Origin of the sequence: Kineosporia succinea (genome assembly GCF_030811555.1) — a bacterium.
In the GTDB taxonomy this organism is placed as follows: Bacteria; Actinomycetota; Actinomycetes; order Actinomycetales; family Kineosporiaceae; genus Kineosporia; species Kineosporia succinea.
On the sequence record NZ_JAUSQZ010000001.1, the window covers coordinates 7,023,942 to 7,037,424 of the forward strand.

Here is a 13,483-nt window from a genome sequence, read left to right on the forward strand (position 1 = left end):
CGGATCGAGGTATCGACCGTGAGTATCGGCCCCGTCAGTAGTTCCGTAGGAACCAGCACCGTCATCGATCAGCAGGCACAGATGATGGAGCAGGCCAGCACGACAGATGCGACCCAGCAGGCGGTTCTGGATCGTCAGGAGGAACGGCGGGCCCAGCTGGAGGCCCAGCTCCAGGCGCAGCAGCGGGTCGAGGACCGTCAGGCCGCACTGGACGCCTACGGCATCCAGCAGGCCCGCCTGCAGGACGCGATCCTGGCCGACCAGGATCTGCAGGCGACCCAGGAAGCCGTCCAGGAAGCTCGGGCCGACCAGGCGGTGACCGCCGAGCAGAGCTTCGACGAGGCGGCCGTCAACGCCCTCCTGAACAACAACGGCAACGCCACCATCGCCACCGTTCAGGACGCCCTGAGCGAGTTCGGGCAGTTCAGTACGGCTGACACTGAGCAGATCCCGCAGGTTCAGGTGACGTCGACCGTGACGGCGACGACGACAGGCAGCGACATCGACACGCGGCTGTAGGCTCCGCGGGCGGCGGCGCGGCCGGCCCGGCCGTGGCCGTCCGGTCCCGCAGGCCCCGGGCTGCCGGGCTGCCGGTCCAGATCGCCGAGACGCAGCACCGGCTGTGTGTCCCGGGTGGGCGAGGCGGTCACTTCGTGCGTTGCGCACCGACCGCGACAGCGACGACGGTGCAGGGCTCGGTGCCGTAGTTGCGCCACACGTGCCGAGTTCCGTTCTGCACGACGACATCACCCACCCGGAGCACGGCCCGCTCACCGTCGTCGAGTTCGAGCGTGGCCTCACCCTGCACGACCATCAGGTAGTCCAGCGTGTCGCTGGTGTGCATCCCCGAACCGTCGGGCTCCATCGACGCTGTCAGGCCCGGCATCTGCCGCTCCAACTCGGCTCCGGCCGCGGCGGCGTCCACGTCGGGCGACGGGGTCCGGCCCTCCGGGGGATGCGTGATGATCAGGAATCGCGATCCCTCCAGCGGCGGGAACCACGCCTCCACACCAGGGGGCGACCCGCCGTCCGGGAACGTGGGCGGTTGATCCTGCCCCCACAGCCGATAGGCAGCGAAGCCGGGCATCAGCGGAGAGGTGATGGCCTCCACCGTCCGGTCGTCCACCACGCGCGACCTGCCGTTGTGGTCGTGCCCGGTGACGACGCGACGAACCGTCATGCTTCCACCGGGTGCACGACCACCGCGTCCTCCTCGGACGTCCCCCGCCCGGCGGCGGGTTCCCGGCTGCTCGACCCGACGGCTTCCCGGCGCGTCAGACGTCCCATGGTTCGCTCTCCTCGCCCTGTCCGGACCGGACTCCTTTGATGAGTCTCGGTCTCATCAACGTAGCGGCTGACGAGACCGGGACGCAACGGCGTCGCTAGGCTGGGGCGATGGTCCGCTGGCAACCGAACGCGCGCACGCGACTGGAGGACGCCGCCCTGGAACTGTTCGCCGAGCGGGGGTTCGAGGCGGTGTCGGCCGCCGAGATCGCCGGCCTCGCCGGCCTCACCAAGGCAACGTTCTTCCGCCACTTCCGCGACAAGCCCGAAGTGCTGTTCTGGGGCCAGGACCTGCTGGCCGACACCTTCCGGCAGGGCATCGCCGACGGCGCGGCGGGCGCGCCCCCCCTGGAGCTCGTGCGGTCCGCGATCCTTTCCGCTGCCCCCATTTTCGACGCCGACCGGCACCGCCACGCCGCCACCCGCCAACGTCTCATCGCGTCCTCGCCCAGTCTGAACGAGCGCGCCGTGCTCAAGCGGACGGCGCTGGCCCGGGCGATGACCGAGGCGCTGGCCGCCCGGGGAGTGAGCACACGGACGGCCGAAGTGGCCGGGCTGGCCGGCACCACGGCGTTCAACGCGGCCTATACGCAATGGGCCACGAACCCGGCCTTTCGCGGGTTCACCGGCCTGGCTCGCCGCGAACTCGACCGGACCGTCCGGGCCCTGGCCGAACTGACCGGGCCCGCCTCGGACGACGTGGCGCCGCCGAGTCCGCATGAACCCCTGGAACAGAATTGACGGGGAACCGGCTCACGCACTGACCCCGCCGTCCCGGGGTGGCCGTCAGGAGGTGAGCGCACGCAGCATGGTGTGCAGTTCCGCATTGATCCGGTCGTGGGTCTGCCGGTCCAGGCCGAGGGCCTGCGGGCTGAAAGCGGCCAGCACGTGCGGGGTCACCTCGTCCAGCAGCGCCGTGCCGGCGGGGGTGGCGTAGACCGCCGAGGCCCGGCCGCGACCGCTGGGCGGTGTGCGCTCGACCCGGCCCTGGTGCTCCATCTGCCGTAGGAGCTCACCCACCGACTGGGGAGTGGCCAGCACGACCCGGGCCAGGTCGGCCTGGCTGCAGCCCGGATTCTGGACCAGGTTCATCAGCACGCTGAACTGGGGTGCGGGCAGGTCGAAGGGAGCCAGCGCGGCGACGAACGTCTTGCGCATGGCCAGAGCGGTGCGGGTCAGGGTCATGGCCATGAAGGCGTCGGGGTCGCCACCGCTCCAGCCGCCTGGCGTCGTTTCCATGTCTCGAGTATAAGGTTCCTGACACCTATCAGTTTCCTTACACCTCGACGAGGGATCACCATGAGCCGACTGACCGACACGGTGCTGCGCCACCGGCTGCTCGTCGCCCTGGTCTGGCTGGTGGTCGCCGTCGCGGGCGCGGCCACCGCGGCCACCACCGTCGACCGCCTCTCCCTGGAGTTCCAGCTGCCGGGCCGGCCCGCGTACGAGGCCAACCAGCAGATCCTGCAGCAGTTCGGCAACGGCGGGCTCAACGACCCGCTGCTGCTGGTCGTCGACGGAAACGAGGCGGCCACCACGGCGAGCGACGTGGCGGCCGCGGCCCGTCAGGCACTGCCCGGAACCCGGACCGTCGCGCCCTCCGACCCCGGCGCCGACGTCCTGAACATCACCGCGGACAGCGCGGTGAGCATCGTCTACCCACCGATCACCCCCGGCGCCGACCCGTACGCCACCGCGACACCGGCCCTGGAACAAGTGGCCGCCGACGCCTCCGGCGACGGTACCGACGTCACCCTCACCGGCTTCAGCATCCTCGAGGCAGGCGGGGGCGACGACCGCGGCCTGATCGTCGAGGTGCTCCTGGGCGGGCTCGGTGCCCTCGTCGTGCTGGCCCTGGTGTTCGGCTCCCTGCTGGCCGGGCTGCCCCTGCTGGTCGCCGCCGTCTCCATCCTCGGGACGTTCGTGGCCCTGCTCGGGCTGACCTACCTGACCGATGTCTCGGCCGTGGTCGAGTACCTGATCGCCCTCATCGGACTCGGCGTCGCCATCGACTACTCGCTCCTGGTCGTGACCCGCTGGCGCGAGGAGAGCGCCAAGGGCGTCAGCAACGACGACGCCGTCCGCACCGCCATGGCCACCGCCGGACGCTCGGTGGTGTTCAGCGGCGTCACCGTAGCGGTTTCCCTGGCCGCCCTGGTCCTGGTGCCGCTCCCGTTCCTGCGCAGCATCGGGCTGGGCGGCCTGCTCATCCCCCTGTTCAGCGTCGCCGTCTCCCTGACCCTGGTCCCGGCCCTGCTCAGTGCCCTCGGGCCGAAACTGAACTGGCCACGCCGCAAACCGGCCGTGACGCGCAGCCGGATGTGGGCCGCTCTGGCCGGCGCGGTGCTGCGCCGACGCCGGCTCACCGCCGTCGGCTCGATCATCGTGCTGCTGGCCCTGGCCGCACCCGCACTGACGCTGACGCTCGGCACGGCCCAGCTCAGCGGAATCGCCTCCACCTCGCCGTCGTCACAGGCCCTCACCGAAGCCGTTTCCCAAGGCCTGCCACCGGGCGTGGTGCGCCCCACCGAGATCCTGATCCCCCAGGACCAGGCCGACCAGGCCCTCGAGCGCCTGCTCACGCTGCACGGGGTCGCGGCCGCCGTCGCCCCCACCACCACCGGCTGGAGTGCCGGCGGCCGATCCCTGATCCAGGTCTGGACCGACACCGACCCGGCCGGTGACACCGGCCGGGCCACCGTCGAGGACATCCGGGCCACCGCGAGCACGTTCACCGACGCGCGGGTGGGCGGCACCCCCGCCGAGGACGCCGACTTCATCTCCGCCGTCTACGGCAACGCCGCGTGGGTCGTGCTCGCCGTGGCCGTCGTGACGTTCCTGCTCCTGGCCCGGGCCCTGCGCTCGCTGTGGCTGCCGGTCAAAGCCCTGGCCCTGAACGTGCTCTCGATCGGCGCGGCCTACGGCGTCACCGTCCTGATCTGGCAGGACGGATACGGCTCGGACCTGCTGTTCGGCCAGTCCGCTTCCGGCGCCGTGACCATCTGGGTGCCGATCGCGGCCTTCGCGTTCCTGTTCGGCCTCTCCATGGACTACGAGGTCTTCATCCTGTCCCGCATGCGCGAGGAGTACGACGCACTCACCGCGCCGGGGGCGTCACCCACCCTGGACGAGCGCACCGCCACCGACCGAGCCGTGGTCGAGGGCATCGCCAACACCGGCCGGCTGGTCACCTCCGCCGCCCTGATCCTGTTCTTCGCGTTCGTCGCGCTGTCCACCGTGCCCGCGCTGGAAGTGAAGGTCCTGGCCACCGCCCTCGCGCTCGGGATCGCGATCGACGCGGTCCTGGTGCGGGGGCTCCTCGCCCCGGCCCTGGTCGGGGTGCTCGGACGGGCCAACTGGACGACGCCCCGATGGCTGCAGCGAACCCTGCGCCTGCCCGGGACGGCAGCGATCCGGCCCGGGCGCGACGGCGGCACCGCACCGGAGCCTCCCGCCGCCACTGACGGGCACCACGACTGAAGAACCACGTCCGGCAGATCCCGGCCCCGGGCACCCACTCGACCGCGACCCCCGACCCCGCACCCGCCGTGACCATGCCCCGCGCTCGGGGAGACGTTCGCATGATCACGGCCGGGGCTGCGGTCAGTAGCTTCCGCCCGGACCGGTGACCTCGGTGCCCGAGGACAGCGCCTCGAGGATGGCCCGGCTCCCCGACAGCCCGAGCCGCGTGGCACCGGCCTCGATCATCTCGGTCGCGGCGGCAGCGGTACGGATCCCGCCGCTGGCCTTGACCCCGAGCCGACCGCCGACGGTCGCGGCCATCAGCCGCACTGCCGCAGCTGTGGCCCCGCCCGCCGGGTGGAACCCCGTCGACGTCTTCACGTAGTCGGCACCCGCGGCCTCGGAGGCCTGGCACGCCGCCACGATCTCGTCGTCGGTCAGGGCCGCGCTCTCGATGATGACCTTCAGCAGCACGGATCCGACGGCCTTCTTCACCGCGGCGATCTCGGCCGTCAGAGCATCCCAGTCACCGCTCTTGGCGAGACCGAGATTGATCACCATGTCGACCTCGGTGGCCCCGTCACGCACGGCCTGGGCAGCTTCGGCCGCCTTGACCGAGGCCGCGTGCGATCCGGAGGGGAAGCCGCAGACGGTGGCCACAGCGATCGTCGAGGGCAGGCCGCCGGCGGGCAGCGGCAACTGGGAGGGCGAGACACAGACCGAGAACACGTTCAGCTCGGCGGCTTCCCGGCACAGGGCCGCGACCTGGTCGGGCGTGGCCTCGGGCTTGAGCAGGGTGTGGTCGATCAGGCCGGCCACGGACTCACGGGTGATGCTCATGGTGCAGTGCTCCTGTCAGAGGTGGAGAAGGAACGGATCAGGCCCGGGAACGGCGCTCGAGCAGGTAGTTCAGCACCAGCGCGACGACCAGCACCAAGCCGGTCACGACCATCTGGAAGTACGAGCCCAGGCCCAGAAGGTTGAACAGGTTCCGCAGCACCGCGAGCAGCAGCACCGCCAGGAAGGTGCCCGAGACCCCGCCCTTGCCGCCGAAGAGGCTGGTGCCGCCGAGCACGACGGCCGCGATGGCATCGAGTTCGAGACCACTGGCGGCGGTGGGCTGACCGATCGTCAGACGGGCGGTGAGCAGCACACCGGCGAGTGAGGCCAGCACACCCGAGATGGCGAACACCGACAGCGTGATCAGCTTGGTGGGCACACCGGACAGCCGCGCAGCCGTCGGGTTGCTGCCGGTGGCGTAGATGTATTCGCCGTACACGGTGCGGCGCAGCACCACGGCCGCGATGATCGTGATCGCGATGAAGATCAGGCCGGTGACGGGCAGCGGGCCGATCTTGCCGGTGCCGAGCCAGGTGAACGCCTCGGGCAGGTTGCCGTCGGTCGGTGTGCCGTCGGTGGTCAGATAGGTGAGGCCTCGCACCGACTGCAGCCCGGCGAGGGTGACCATGAACGCGGGCAGGGTCAGGTAGGCGCTGAGCCCGCCCATGACCGAGCCGAGCACCGCCCCGATGCTGAGGCTGATCACGATGGCCAGGTACCACGGCACGCCGCCCTCGATGAGCAGGGCCACGCTCATGCCCGCGAGTGCCGCCACGCTGCCGACCGACAGGTCGATGCCGGCCACCAGGATCACGAAGGTCATGCCGATCGCGGTGATGCCGACCACGCTGGACTGCTGAAGCAGGTTCGAGATGTTCTGCGAGGTCAGGAAGACCGGGGAGAGAACGCTCGCCGCGATGCACAGCGCGATGAAGATCAGCAGCAGGTTGAACCGGGTCACCAGCGATCCGCTCACGGCCCAGCGGCTGCCGGTGGCAGCGGCGTCGGCGGGAGCAGTCTCGGCGACGGCGCTGTCAGCGTTGGTGGAGTTCATCGTGCTTCCTCGTTTCCGGTGACCACCGCATAGGCGATCTCGTCTCGCGATGCCACGGCCGGGTCGAACGACGCGATGTTGCGCCCTTCGTGGAAGACCCAGACGGAGTCGGTGTAGGCCATCAGCTCGGACAGTTCGCTGCTGGCCACGATCACGGCCACCCCGGAATCGGCCAGTTCCAGCACCTCCTGGTACAGCTCGGCCTTGGCCCCGATGTCGAGGCCCCGGGTGGGCTCGTCGAGCAGCAGCAGGTTCACGCCACTGGTGAGCCACTTCGCCAGCACCACCTTCTGCTGGTTACCTCCCGAGAGCCGGCCGACGGGAAGGTCTCCCGAGGCGTACCGCACGCCCAGCCGTTTCAGGGCGGGTTCGGCGAGCGCGCCGAGCGATCCCGGGCTGAACGTCACCTTCCGTCGCAACGACGCCACGGTCGTGTTGCGGGTGACGGACATCTCCGTCATCAGCCCCTGCGTCTTGCGATCCTCGGGCACCAGCCCGATGCCGGCGCGCACCGCTGTGCCGGGATCACCGAACCGCACACGCTTCCCGTCGTACTCGATATCGGTCTCGGCCCTGGTCGCACCGAAGATCGCACTGAGGAACGTGGTCCGGCCCGATCCGTCGAGCCCGGCCAGGCCGATCACCTCGCCGCGCCGCACGTTCAGGTCGCGGATGTCGAGCACACCCTCGATGTGCACCCGCTTGGCCTTGAGAAGGGGCTCCCCTGCGGCCGGTTCACGGCGAACGCGCTCGACGAGCTCGTTGTGCTCACCGATCATCGCGGTGACGAGTTCGCGTTCGGTGACCGAGGCGATGTCGTACGTGCCGATGGTGCGGCCGTCACGCATGACGGTGGCGCGGTCGCCGATGGCCCGCACCTCTTCGAACCGGTGCGAGATGTAGATGATCGCCAGCCCCTGGGCGGTCAGGTCACGGATGACCGCGAACACCTTCTGCAGCTCGTTCTCGTTCAGGGCGGCTGAGGGTTCGTCCATGACCAGCACCCGCGCGTCCATCGTCAGGGCTTTGGCGATCGCGGTGAGCTGCTGCCCGGCCACCGGCAGCGAGCCGACCTTGATGTCGGGCGAGAACCTGGCGCCGACCCGCTTCAGCATCGCCACGGCCTGTTCGCGGCGGGTGGCCCGGTCGACCCAGCCGAGTCTGGCGGGACTGCGCCCGAGGTAGAGGTTCTCGGCCACGGTCAGGTCGCCGACCAGGTCGAGCTCCTGGTAGATCACGCTGATACCGGCGGCCAGTCCGGCCGCGGGGCCGTTGAGGTGGAGTACCTCCCCACCCAACCGGACCTCGCCGGCGTCCATCATGTAGGCGCCACCAAGGATTTTCATCATGGTGCTCTTGCCGGCCCCGTTCGCGCCGAGCAGGCAGTGCACCTCCCCGGCCCGCACCGACAGTTCGGCCTTGTTGCACGCCAGCACTCCGGGGAACTGCTTGACCACCCCGGACATGGTCAGGACCGGCTCGAGGGCCGTTGTGGTTGTCATGGCTGCTCCAGCAGGAATTTCGCGGTACCCGCGTCGGTGACCAGTGCCGTGCACAGGCCCCGGCGAAGAGCTGCGCGGACCACCTGGTGCTTGCGCGGTCCGGCGGCGACAGCGATGCGGGTATGAATCGAAGTGAGGACGTCGAGGTCGACCCCGAGCGTGCGCTCGTCGAGCGAGGGGTCGGCGAGAGAGCCGTCCGCGGTGATGAACCGGCCCAGCGCGTCGCCGACCGCACCGGCCGCGCCGAGCCCGGAGATGTCGTCGGCGCTCAGGTACCCGGATTCGACGAGGACCGAATCCACGCCCAGGGCACCGAGCCCGAAGATCACGACACCGGCATGGGAGGCCAGATCGAGGACGCCCGACACGGAGGAGTCCTGTTCGAGGGCTTGTCGGGTGGTCGGCTCATCGACGATGGCCGGCACCGGCAGCAGACTCACGCGGCCCGCCCCCGCGCTGGCGATACGGGCCGCCAGCTCGGGGGCGCCGTTGGGCGTGCGTGACACCCGCATCGAGCCGTTCAGCTGCACGACATGGACGCCGTTCGCCCACCCGGGTGTCATCCAGCGGGCGACAGCATCCATCGTGCGCCCCCAGGAGACCCCGAGCAGCTTCGGTACCGGGCTCAGGTCGCTGAGGAACTGCGCCGCCGAACGGCCCACGGCCGAGAGCAGCTCCTGCTCGTCGCCGGCTGCGTTCTCCGGCACGACCGCCGCGCCCCGTAGCCCGAACCGTTCGCACAGCGCCTGTTCCTCGGCCTTCTGCCGCGCGGCGGGATGCACGATCTCGATGCGCACCAGCCCGCTCTCGCGGGCCTCGGCCAGCAGCCGCCCCACCTTCCAGCGGGTCAGGTGCAGCTTCTTGGCGATCTCCTGTTGCGTGTTGTCGGCCTCGTAGTACAGCTGGGCGCAACGCAGCAGCAGGTCGGTGTGACCGGTCTCGTCTCCGGTGGAGTCGGTTTCGGTCACGGCCGGACCGCCCGGTCGACCAGGGAGTGGCTGACGCCGGTGACGGCTGCCGTGGCTTCGCGGTACAGCTCGAAGCCCTCGGTGTACAGGCTGGACAACGCCGGATCGGGTTCGATCGTCACACATTCCGCACCGAACGCCCCGGCGGCACTGACCAGGTCGGGAAACAGGCCGGCCGCCGACGCGGCACACGCCGCCCCCGAGAGCAGGGTGAGGTTCTGCGAGGTGACGAGCTCGATCGGCTGACCGAGCACATCGGCCGTGACCTGCTTCCACAGCGGGTTGTGCCGGATCCCGCCCGAGATACAGATCCGCTTCACCGGGATCCCGGCCTCGCTGAACGACTGCAGCACGTTGCGGGTGCCGTAGGCCACCGATTCGACTGCCGCCCGGTAGATCTCGGCCGGCTTGCTGTCGAGAGTCAGCCCCAGCACCGCCCCCCGCAGCTTCGCGTCGCGGTACGGCGTGCGATTGCCCATCAGGTAGTCGAGCACCAGCAGGCCGTTGCTGCCGGGCGCCACCGCAGAGGCTTCCGCGATCAACTGCGGGCCCTGATCCCGGCTGCGCCCGAGCAGCGTCTCCGCGGCCCAGCGCAGCAGCACTCCCCCGGAGATCTGCCCACCCTCGATCAGCCAGCGGCCACTGAGCAGGGCATCCGGGTACGGGCCCCAGATCGCCGGTGTGAACACCGGCTCGTCGATCTGCGTGACGTGGGCGACCGACGTCCCCGCCACCACCGATACGTCGCCGCAAGCCAGCGCGCCGGTCGAGAGCATCGACAGATGAGCGTCGATCCCGCCCGCAGCCACCGTCGGTGCGCCCCGCAGCCCGGCCTGCCGCATCACCTCGGGCAGCACCGTGCCCACCGGGGCCCCCACCGCGGCCACCTCGCCCGGAAGTTTCGCGGCCAGGTCGGGCACCCCGAGCTCGGCGTACAGATCGTGCGGGAAGCCGCCGTCGCGTTCGCTGTAGTTCCACTTGCACACGGCGTTCATGCGGGAGGCGACCCAGCGGCCGGTCAGGCGGTAGGTCAGGTAATCGACCGCCTCGACGATGCGGTCAGCGGCCGCGTACACCCGCGGTTCGTTGACCGCCAGCCACATCGCCTTGGGAACCAGCCATTCGGCCGCGTCCCCGCCACCGCTGTACCGCATCACCGGGTGCGTGACCCGCGTGGTGCGCCCGGCCTCGGCGTGAGCGCGGGCGTCCATCCACAGCAGGGCCGGACGCAGCGACCGGCCCTGCCCGTCGAGCACCGCCACGGTCGAGGCCGTCGTGGCCAGACCGACCCCGCTGATCGGGCGGTCGCCGATCTGCGAGGAGATCTCGCCCAGGGTGGTCAGGGTCGCCGACCACCAGTCTTCCGGGCTCTGCTCGGCCCATCCCGGCCGCGGGAAGCGGGTCGGGTAGTCGGCCTGGGCACTGGCCACCAGTACCCCGTGTTCGTCGAACGCACCGGCCCGGATGCTTTCCGTGCCCAGGTCCAGGGCCAAGAGCAAACTCACTTCGGACACCCCTTCGTGTCGGAACAGCGCCTTTTACAAGGCGTTCGGCCGGAATACCACCTTCGAGGTGAACTCGCTACGGCTGCCGAGAGTTTGGAACATCGCCGGCAGCTCGGCAAGGCCGAGCTCGTGCGTGACCATGAACTTCCAGTGCAGGCTTCCCTCGGCAAGACGCTCCACGCTCGTGGTCCATTCCCGGCCCGGGAACGGCGCGGAGAACGAGTTCCAGGCACCGTGCAGCGTGACCTCGCGGCGCAGGAACGCACCGAACGTGGACTTGGGCAGAGCTACCGTTTCGTGCGGAATCCCGATGAACGAGGCCTCACCGCGCCGGGCCGTGATGTCGATCGCCATGACCTCGGCCGCCGGAACGCCCGCCGACTCGATGACGATGTCGTAGCCGGCCCCGGCCAGATCCTTCGCCTCGTCCGACGAGTTCGCCGTGTGCGTTGCCCCGGCCTCGACGGCCATCGCGGCCTTCTTCTCGTCGAGGTCGACCGCCAGCACGTCGCTCGCGCCCGAAAGACGCGCCCACTGAACGGCGAACAAGCCGATCGGACCGGCACCGACCACCGCGACCCGCTTGCCCACCCGCATGTCGGTGCGCCACAGGGCGTGCAGCGCGATAGCGGCCGGATCGGTCATCGAGGCCGCGACCGGGTCGAGGTGCTGCGGCACCTTCAGCAGGTTGCCCACCGGCGAGACCACGAACTGGGCGTAGGCGCCGTCCTGCCGGCTACCGAAGTAGTCGTAGTCCTCACACAAGCTGAACTGGCCCTGGAGGCAGTAGGTGCAGGTCCGGCACGGGATCAGCGGCGGAACGGTGACCAGCTCGCCGTCGTCGAAACCGGAGACGCCCGGCCCCACCTCGCGCACCCGGCCGGCGAACTCGTGCCCACAGATGATCGGCATCCGGTGCGCGCCGGCGCTCAGCATCCGGGGGATGTCGGAACCGCAGACGCCGCAGGCCTCGACCTCCAGCAGGACCTCACCGGGTCCGGGGGTGGGCACCGGCACCATCTCGACCCGGATGTCTCCGGGGCTGTGCATCACGGCGGCCCGCATAGTGCTCGTCACGACTTTTCCTCGCTCTCGATGTGCTTGTTCTTCAGGCAGCCAGACTCATTCGGACGGGACGTACTGCGCGAACAGCGCGTCACCCGTGAGGTCCTTGGCCGTGTCCGCGTCGACGAGCTTGGTGCCCGCGTCGATGAACTCCGGAACGCTCTCCCCCGCAGCCACCTTCACGGCGGTGTCGACGGCGATCTGGCCCTCGTACTGCGGGTCGTTCACCGCGGTCGCCACGTACTGCCCGCCGTCGGCGACGGCTTTCACGGCCTCCATGAGCCCGTCCACGCCGGCGACCTTGACATCGTCACGGTTGTTCTCCTTGAGCACCTGGAGCACACCCATGCACATGTCGTCGTTGTGGCAGTAGACGGCCTTCACGTCGGGGTTCGACTGCAGCAGGTCCTGCATCGCGGTCACGGCCTTCGACCGGATGTACTCCGCGTACGGGCCCTTCACCACGGTCACGCCGGGCGCGCCGTTGAGTGCCTCGTTGAAGCCGGCGCTGCGGTCGCGCGCCACGGTTCCGCCCGCGTCGCCCTGGATCTCGAGCACCTTGCCGCCACCGGAGCCGAGCGACTTCAGCAGCTGCTCACCCACGAGCTTGCCCATCTCGACGTTGTCGCGCCCCACGTAGGTGACGGCACCGTCGAGTGGCCGGTCGACCGAGATTACCTTGACCCCGGCAGCTTTCGCCGCCGCCAGACCGGGCGCGACGCCCTTCGGGTCGACCGGGTTGATGATCAGGACCTTCACGCCGCGCGTGATCAGGTCCTGAATGTCGTCGTTCTGCTTGGTCACGTCGCCGTTCGCGTCGACGAAGTACATCTCGTCGCCGGCCTTGGCCGCGGCGTCCTTGGCGCCCTGGCCCAGCTCGACGTAGAACGGCGACTGCTGAGTGACCTGCGAGAAGCCGATCTTGATCCCGTCACCGTCGCCCGACCCCGTCGAGGACGACGAGCCCGAGGCGCACGCGGTGGCCATGAGAGCCACGGCGGCCGCGGCCGAAACGGTGGAAATGAATCGGATGCGTCGTTGCATGTCCGCTCCCAGCAGTAGAAGGTCCTGCCAGTATGTGAACGACGCCAACGGTCATCAACACTTGCTGGGCACTTTGCTCATCTGAGCAAAGAGCGATCAGGCCTGGTCAGGAGGTCGCTCGTCTCCTTACAATCCCTCACTGCGATGGAGGGTCCAGAAAACGGAAGAAGCGCCTTCCGCCCGGAATCGCAATATTTTTCCGGGTTGTTCGAGACGGGATTGAAGCGCCCGGGCCTCCTCGGTGCGCCGACCTGCACGCGGGAGCCCGGCGACCCCGCGAACGATTCGGCCCCATCCGGATGGTCGAGGTGCGCGACGAGCTGAGGCGTCGGCCCGGATCCCGGACATCACCGGCGGCCCGGGCACACCCTACGCCGCGTCAGCACCGCGGTAACCGCTGTGTTTGCACAGTCGTTTCCCGGCAACCGCTTTCGACCTTCAACGCCTTGATCGGCGTGGCCGGGCTCGCCGTCCCCGTGGGACTGATCTCCGGTGCCGGGAAGTCGTTCGACGGCGCCGTCGAGGGTGATGCGGCGCCCAGGTCTTCTTCCCGCAGCTGCTCACCCTGCTCCGGGCCGGCCAGTTCCCCTTCGACCGGCTCGTCACCGCCTACTCGCTCGAGGACGTCGAGCGAGCGATCGCCGACACGGCCAGCGGCGCGACGGTCAAGGCCGCGCTGCCCCTGCCCTGACCGAAAGAGCAGATCGCACAATGGGTGTGGGGGCCTCTGCGTCGAGGTGCACCCACACCCGTCCCGGC

12 protein-coding genes are annotated in these 13,483 nt (G+C 69.9%); 3 read left to right on the forward strand and 9 right to left on the reverse strand.

What is annotated here, in order from left to right:
• Window positions 1-18: 18 nt before the first annotated feature.
• Window positions 19-519, forward strand: a complete 501-nt coding sequence (locus J2S57_RS31030; protein WP_307249539.1) for a hypothetical protein — start codon at window positions 19-21, stop codon at window positions 517-519.
• A 127-nt stretch (window positions 520-646) separates the two neighbouring features.
• Here the strand turns inward: J2S57_RS31030 and J2S57_RS31035 are convergent, their stop codons facing one another.
• Window positions 647-1,180, reverse strand: coding sequence for a cupin domain-containing protein (locus J2S57_RS31035; RefSeq protein ID WP_307249540.1), 534 nt, complete (start codon window positions 1,178-1,180; stop codon window positions 647-649).
• Between the two features lie 215 nt (window positions 1,181-1,395).
• On the opposite strand from J2S57_RS31035, the gene J2S57_RS31040 reads away from it, so the two are divergent.
• Entirely contained in the window at window positions 1,396-2,025 is a 630-nt protein-coding gene (locus J2S57_RS31040; RefSeq protein WP_307249541.1) for a TetR family transcriptional regulator, read from the forward strand.
• A gap of 45 nt (window positions 2,026-2,070) precedes the next feature.
• Here J2S57_RS31040 and J2S57_RS31045 read toward each other — a convergent pair whose 3' ends face one another.
• A complete protein-coding gene (locus J2S57_RS31045; protein ID WP_307249542.1) occupies window positions 2,071-2,523 on the reverse strand; it encodes a MarR family winged helix-turn-helix transcriptional regulator in 453 nt (150 codons plus the stop codon).
• A gap of 60 nt (window positions 2,524-2,583) precedes the next feature.
• Between J2S57_RS31045 and J2S57_RS31050 the strand changes: the two genes are divergently transcribed.
• A complete protein-coding gene (locus tag J2S57_RS31050) occupies window positions 2,584-4,764 on the forward strand; it encodes an MMPL family transporter (RefSeq protein WP_307249543.1) in 2,181 nt (726 codons plus the stop codon).
• Window positions 4,765-4,887: 123 nt separating this feature from the next.
• Here the strand turns inward: J2S57_RS31050 and deoC are convergent, their stop codons facing one another.
• The 7 genes from deoC to J2S57_RS31085 form a co-directional block, all read right to left on the reverse strand.
• Window positions 4,888-5,586: a deoxyribose-phosphate aldolase gene (gene deoC, locus J2S57_RS31055; RefSeq protein ID WP_307249544.1), complete on the reverse strand. Its 699-nt coding sequence runs from the start codon at window positions 5,584-5,586 to the stop codon at window positions 4,888-4,890.
• Window positions 5,587-5,623: 37 nt separating this feature from the next.
• Complete coding sequence (locus J2S57_RS31060; protein ID WP_307249545.1) at window positions 5,624-6,640, reverse strand: ABC transporter permease; 1,017 nt, start codon at window positions 6,638-6,640, stop codon at window positions 5,624-5,626.
• On the reverse strand, window positions 6,637-8,142 hold the full coding sequence (locus J2S57_RS31065) for a sugar ABC transporter ATP-binding protein (RefSeq protein ID WP_307249546.1): 1,506 nt from the start codon (window positions 8,140-8,142) through the stop codon (window positions 6,637-6,639). The genes J2S57_RS31060 and J2S57_RS31065 overlap by 4 nt, the downstream gene beginning before the upstream one ends.
• A complete protein-coding gene (locus J2S57_RS31070; protein WP_307249547.1) occupies window positions 8,139-9,110 on the reverse strand; it encodes a sugar-binding transcriptional regulator in 972 nt (323 codons plus the stop codon). The genes J2S57_RS31065 and J2S57_RS31070 overlap by 4 nt, the downstream gene beginning before the upstream one ends.
• Window positions 9,107-10,615, reverse strand: a complete 1,509-nt coding sequence (locus J2S57_RS31075; protein WP_307249548.1) for an FGGY-family carbohydrate kinase — start codon at window positions 10,613-10,615, stop codon at window positions 9,107-9,109. The genes J2S57_RS31070 and J2S57_RS31075 overlap by 4 nt, the downstream gene beginning before the upstream one ends.
• Window positions 10,616-10,648: 33 nt before the next feature.
• Window positions 10,649-11,665 (reverse strand): galactitol-1-phosphate 5-dehydrogenase, encoded by a 1,017-nt coding sequence (locus J2S57_RS31080; protein ID WP_370882727.1) that lies wholly within the window; start codon window positions 11,663-11,665, stop codon window positions 10,649-10,651.
• A gap of 72 nt (window positions 11,666-11,737) precedes the next feature.
• Window positions 11,738-12,724, reverse strand: coding sequence for a substrate-binding domain-containing protein (locus J2S57_RS31085; RefSeq protein WP_307249550.1), 987 nt, complete (start codon window positions 12,722-12,724; stop codon window positions 11,738-11,740).
• Window positions 12,725-13,483: the final 759 nt, after the last annotated feature.

Bases quoted from the DNA above. Each gene is read 5' to 3' on its own strand.
- J2S57_RS31035 (WP_307249540.1), bottom strand. From the start codon at position 1,180: ATGACGGTTCGTCGCGTCGTCACCGGGCACGACCACAACGGCAGGTCG.
- J2S57_RS31040 (WP_307249541.1), top strand. From the start codon at position 1,396: ATGGTCCGCTGGCAACCGAACGCGCGCACGCGACTGGAGGACGCCGCC.
- J2S57_RS31045 (WP_307249542.1), bottom strand. From the start codon at position 2,523: ATGGAAACGACGCCAGGCGGCTGGAGCGGTGGCGACCCCGACGCCTTC.
- J2S57_RS31050 (WP_307249543.1), top strand. From the start codon at position 2,584: ATGAGCCGACTGACCGACACGGTGCTGCGCCACCGGCTGCTCGTCGCC.
- deoC (WP_307249544.1), bottom strand. From the start codon at position 5,586: ATGAGCATCACCCGTGAGTCCGTGGCCGGCCTGATCGACCACACCCTG.
- J2S57_RS31060 (WP_307249545.1), bottom strand. From the start codon at position 6,640: ATGAACTCCACCAACGCTGACAGCGCCGTCGCCGAGACTGCTCCCGCC.
- J2S57_RS31065 (WP_307249546.1), bottom strand. From the start codon at position 8,142: ATGACAACCACAACGGCCCTCGAGCCGGTCCTGACCATGTCCGGGGTG.
- J2S57_RS31080 (WP_370882727.1), bottom strand. From the start codon at position 11,665: ATGCACAGCCCCGGAGACATCCGGGTCGAGATGGTGCCGGTGCCCACC.
- J2S57_RS31085 (WP_307249550.1), bottom strand. From the start codon at position 12,724: ATGCAACGACGCATCCGATTCATTTCCACCGTTTCGGCCGCGGCCGCC.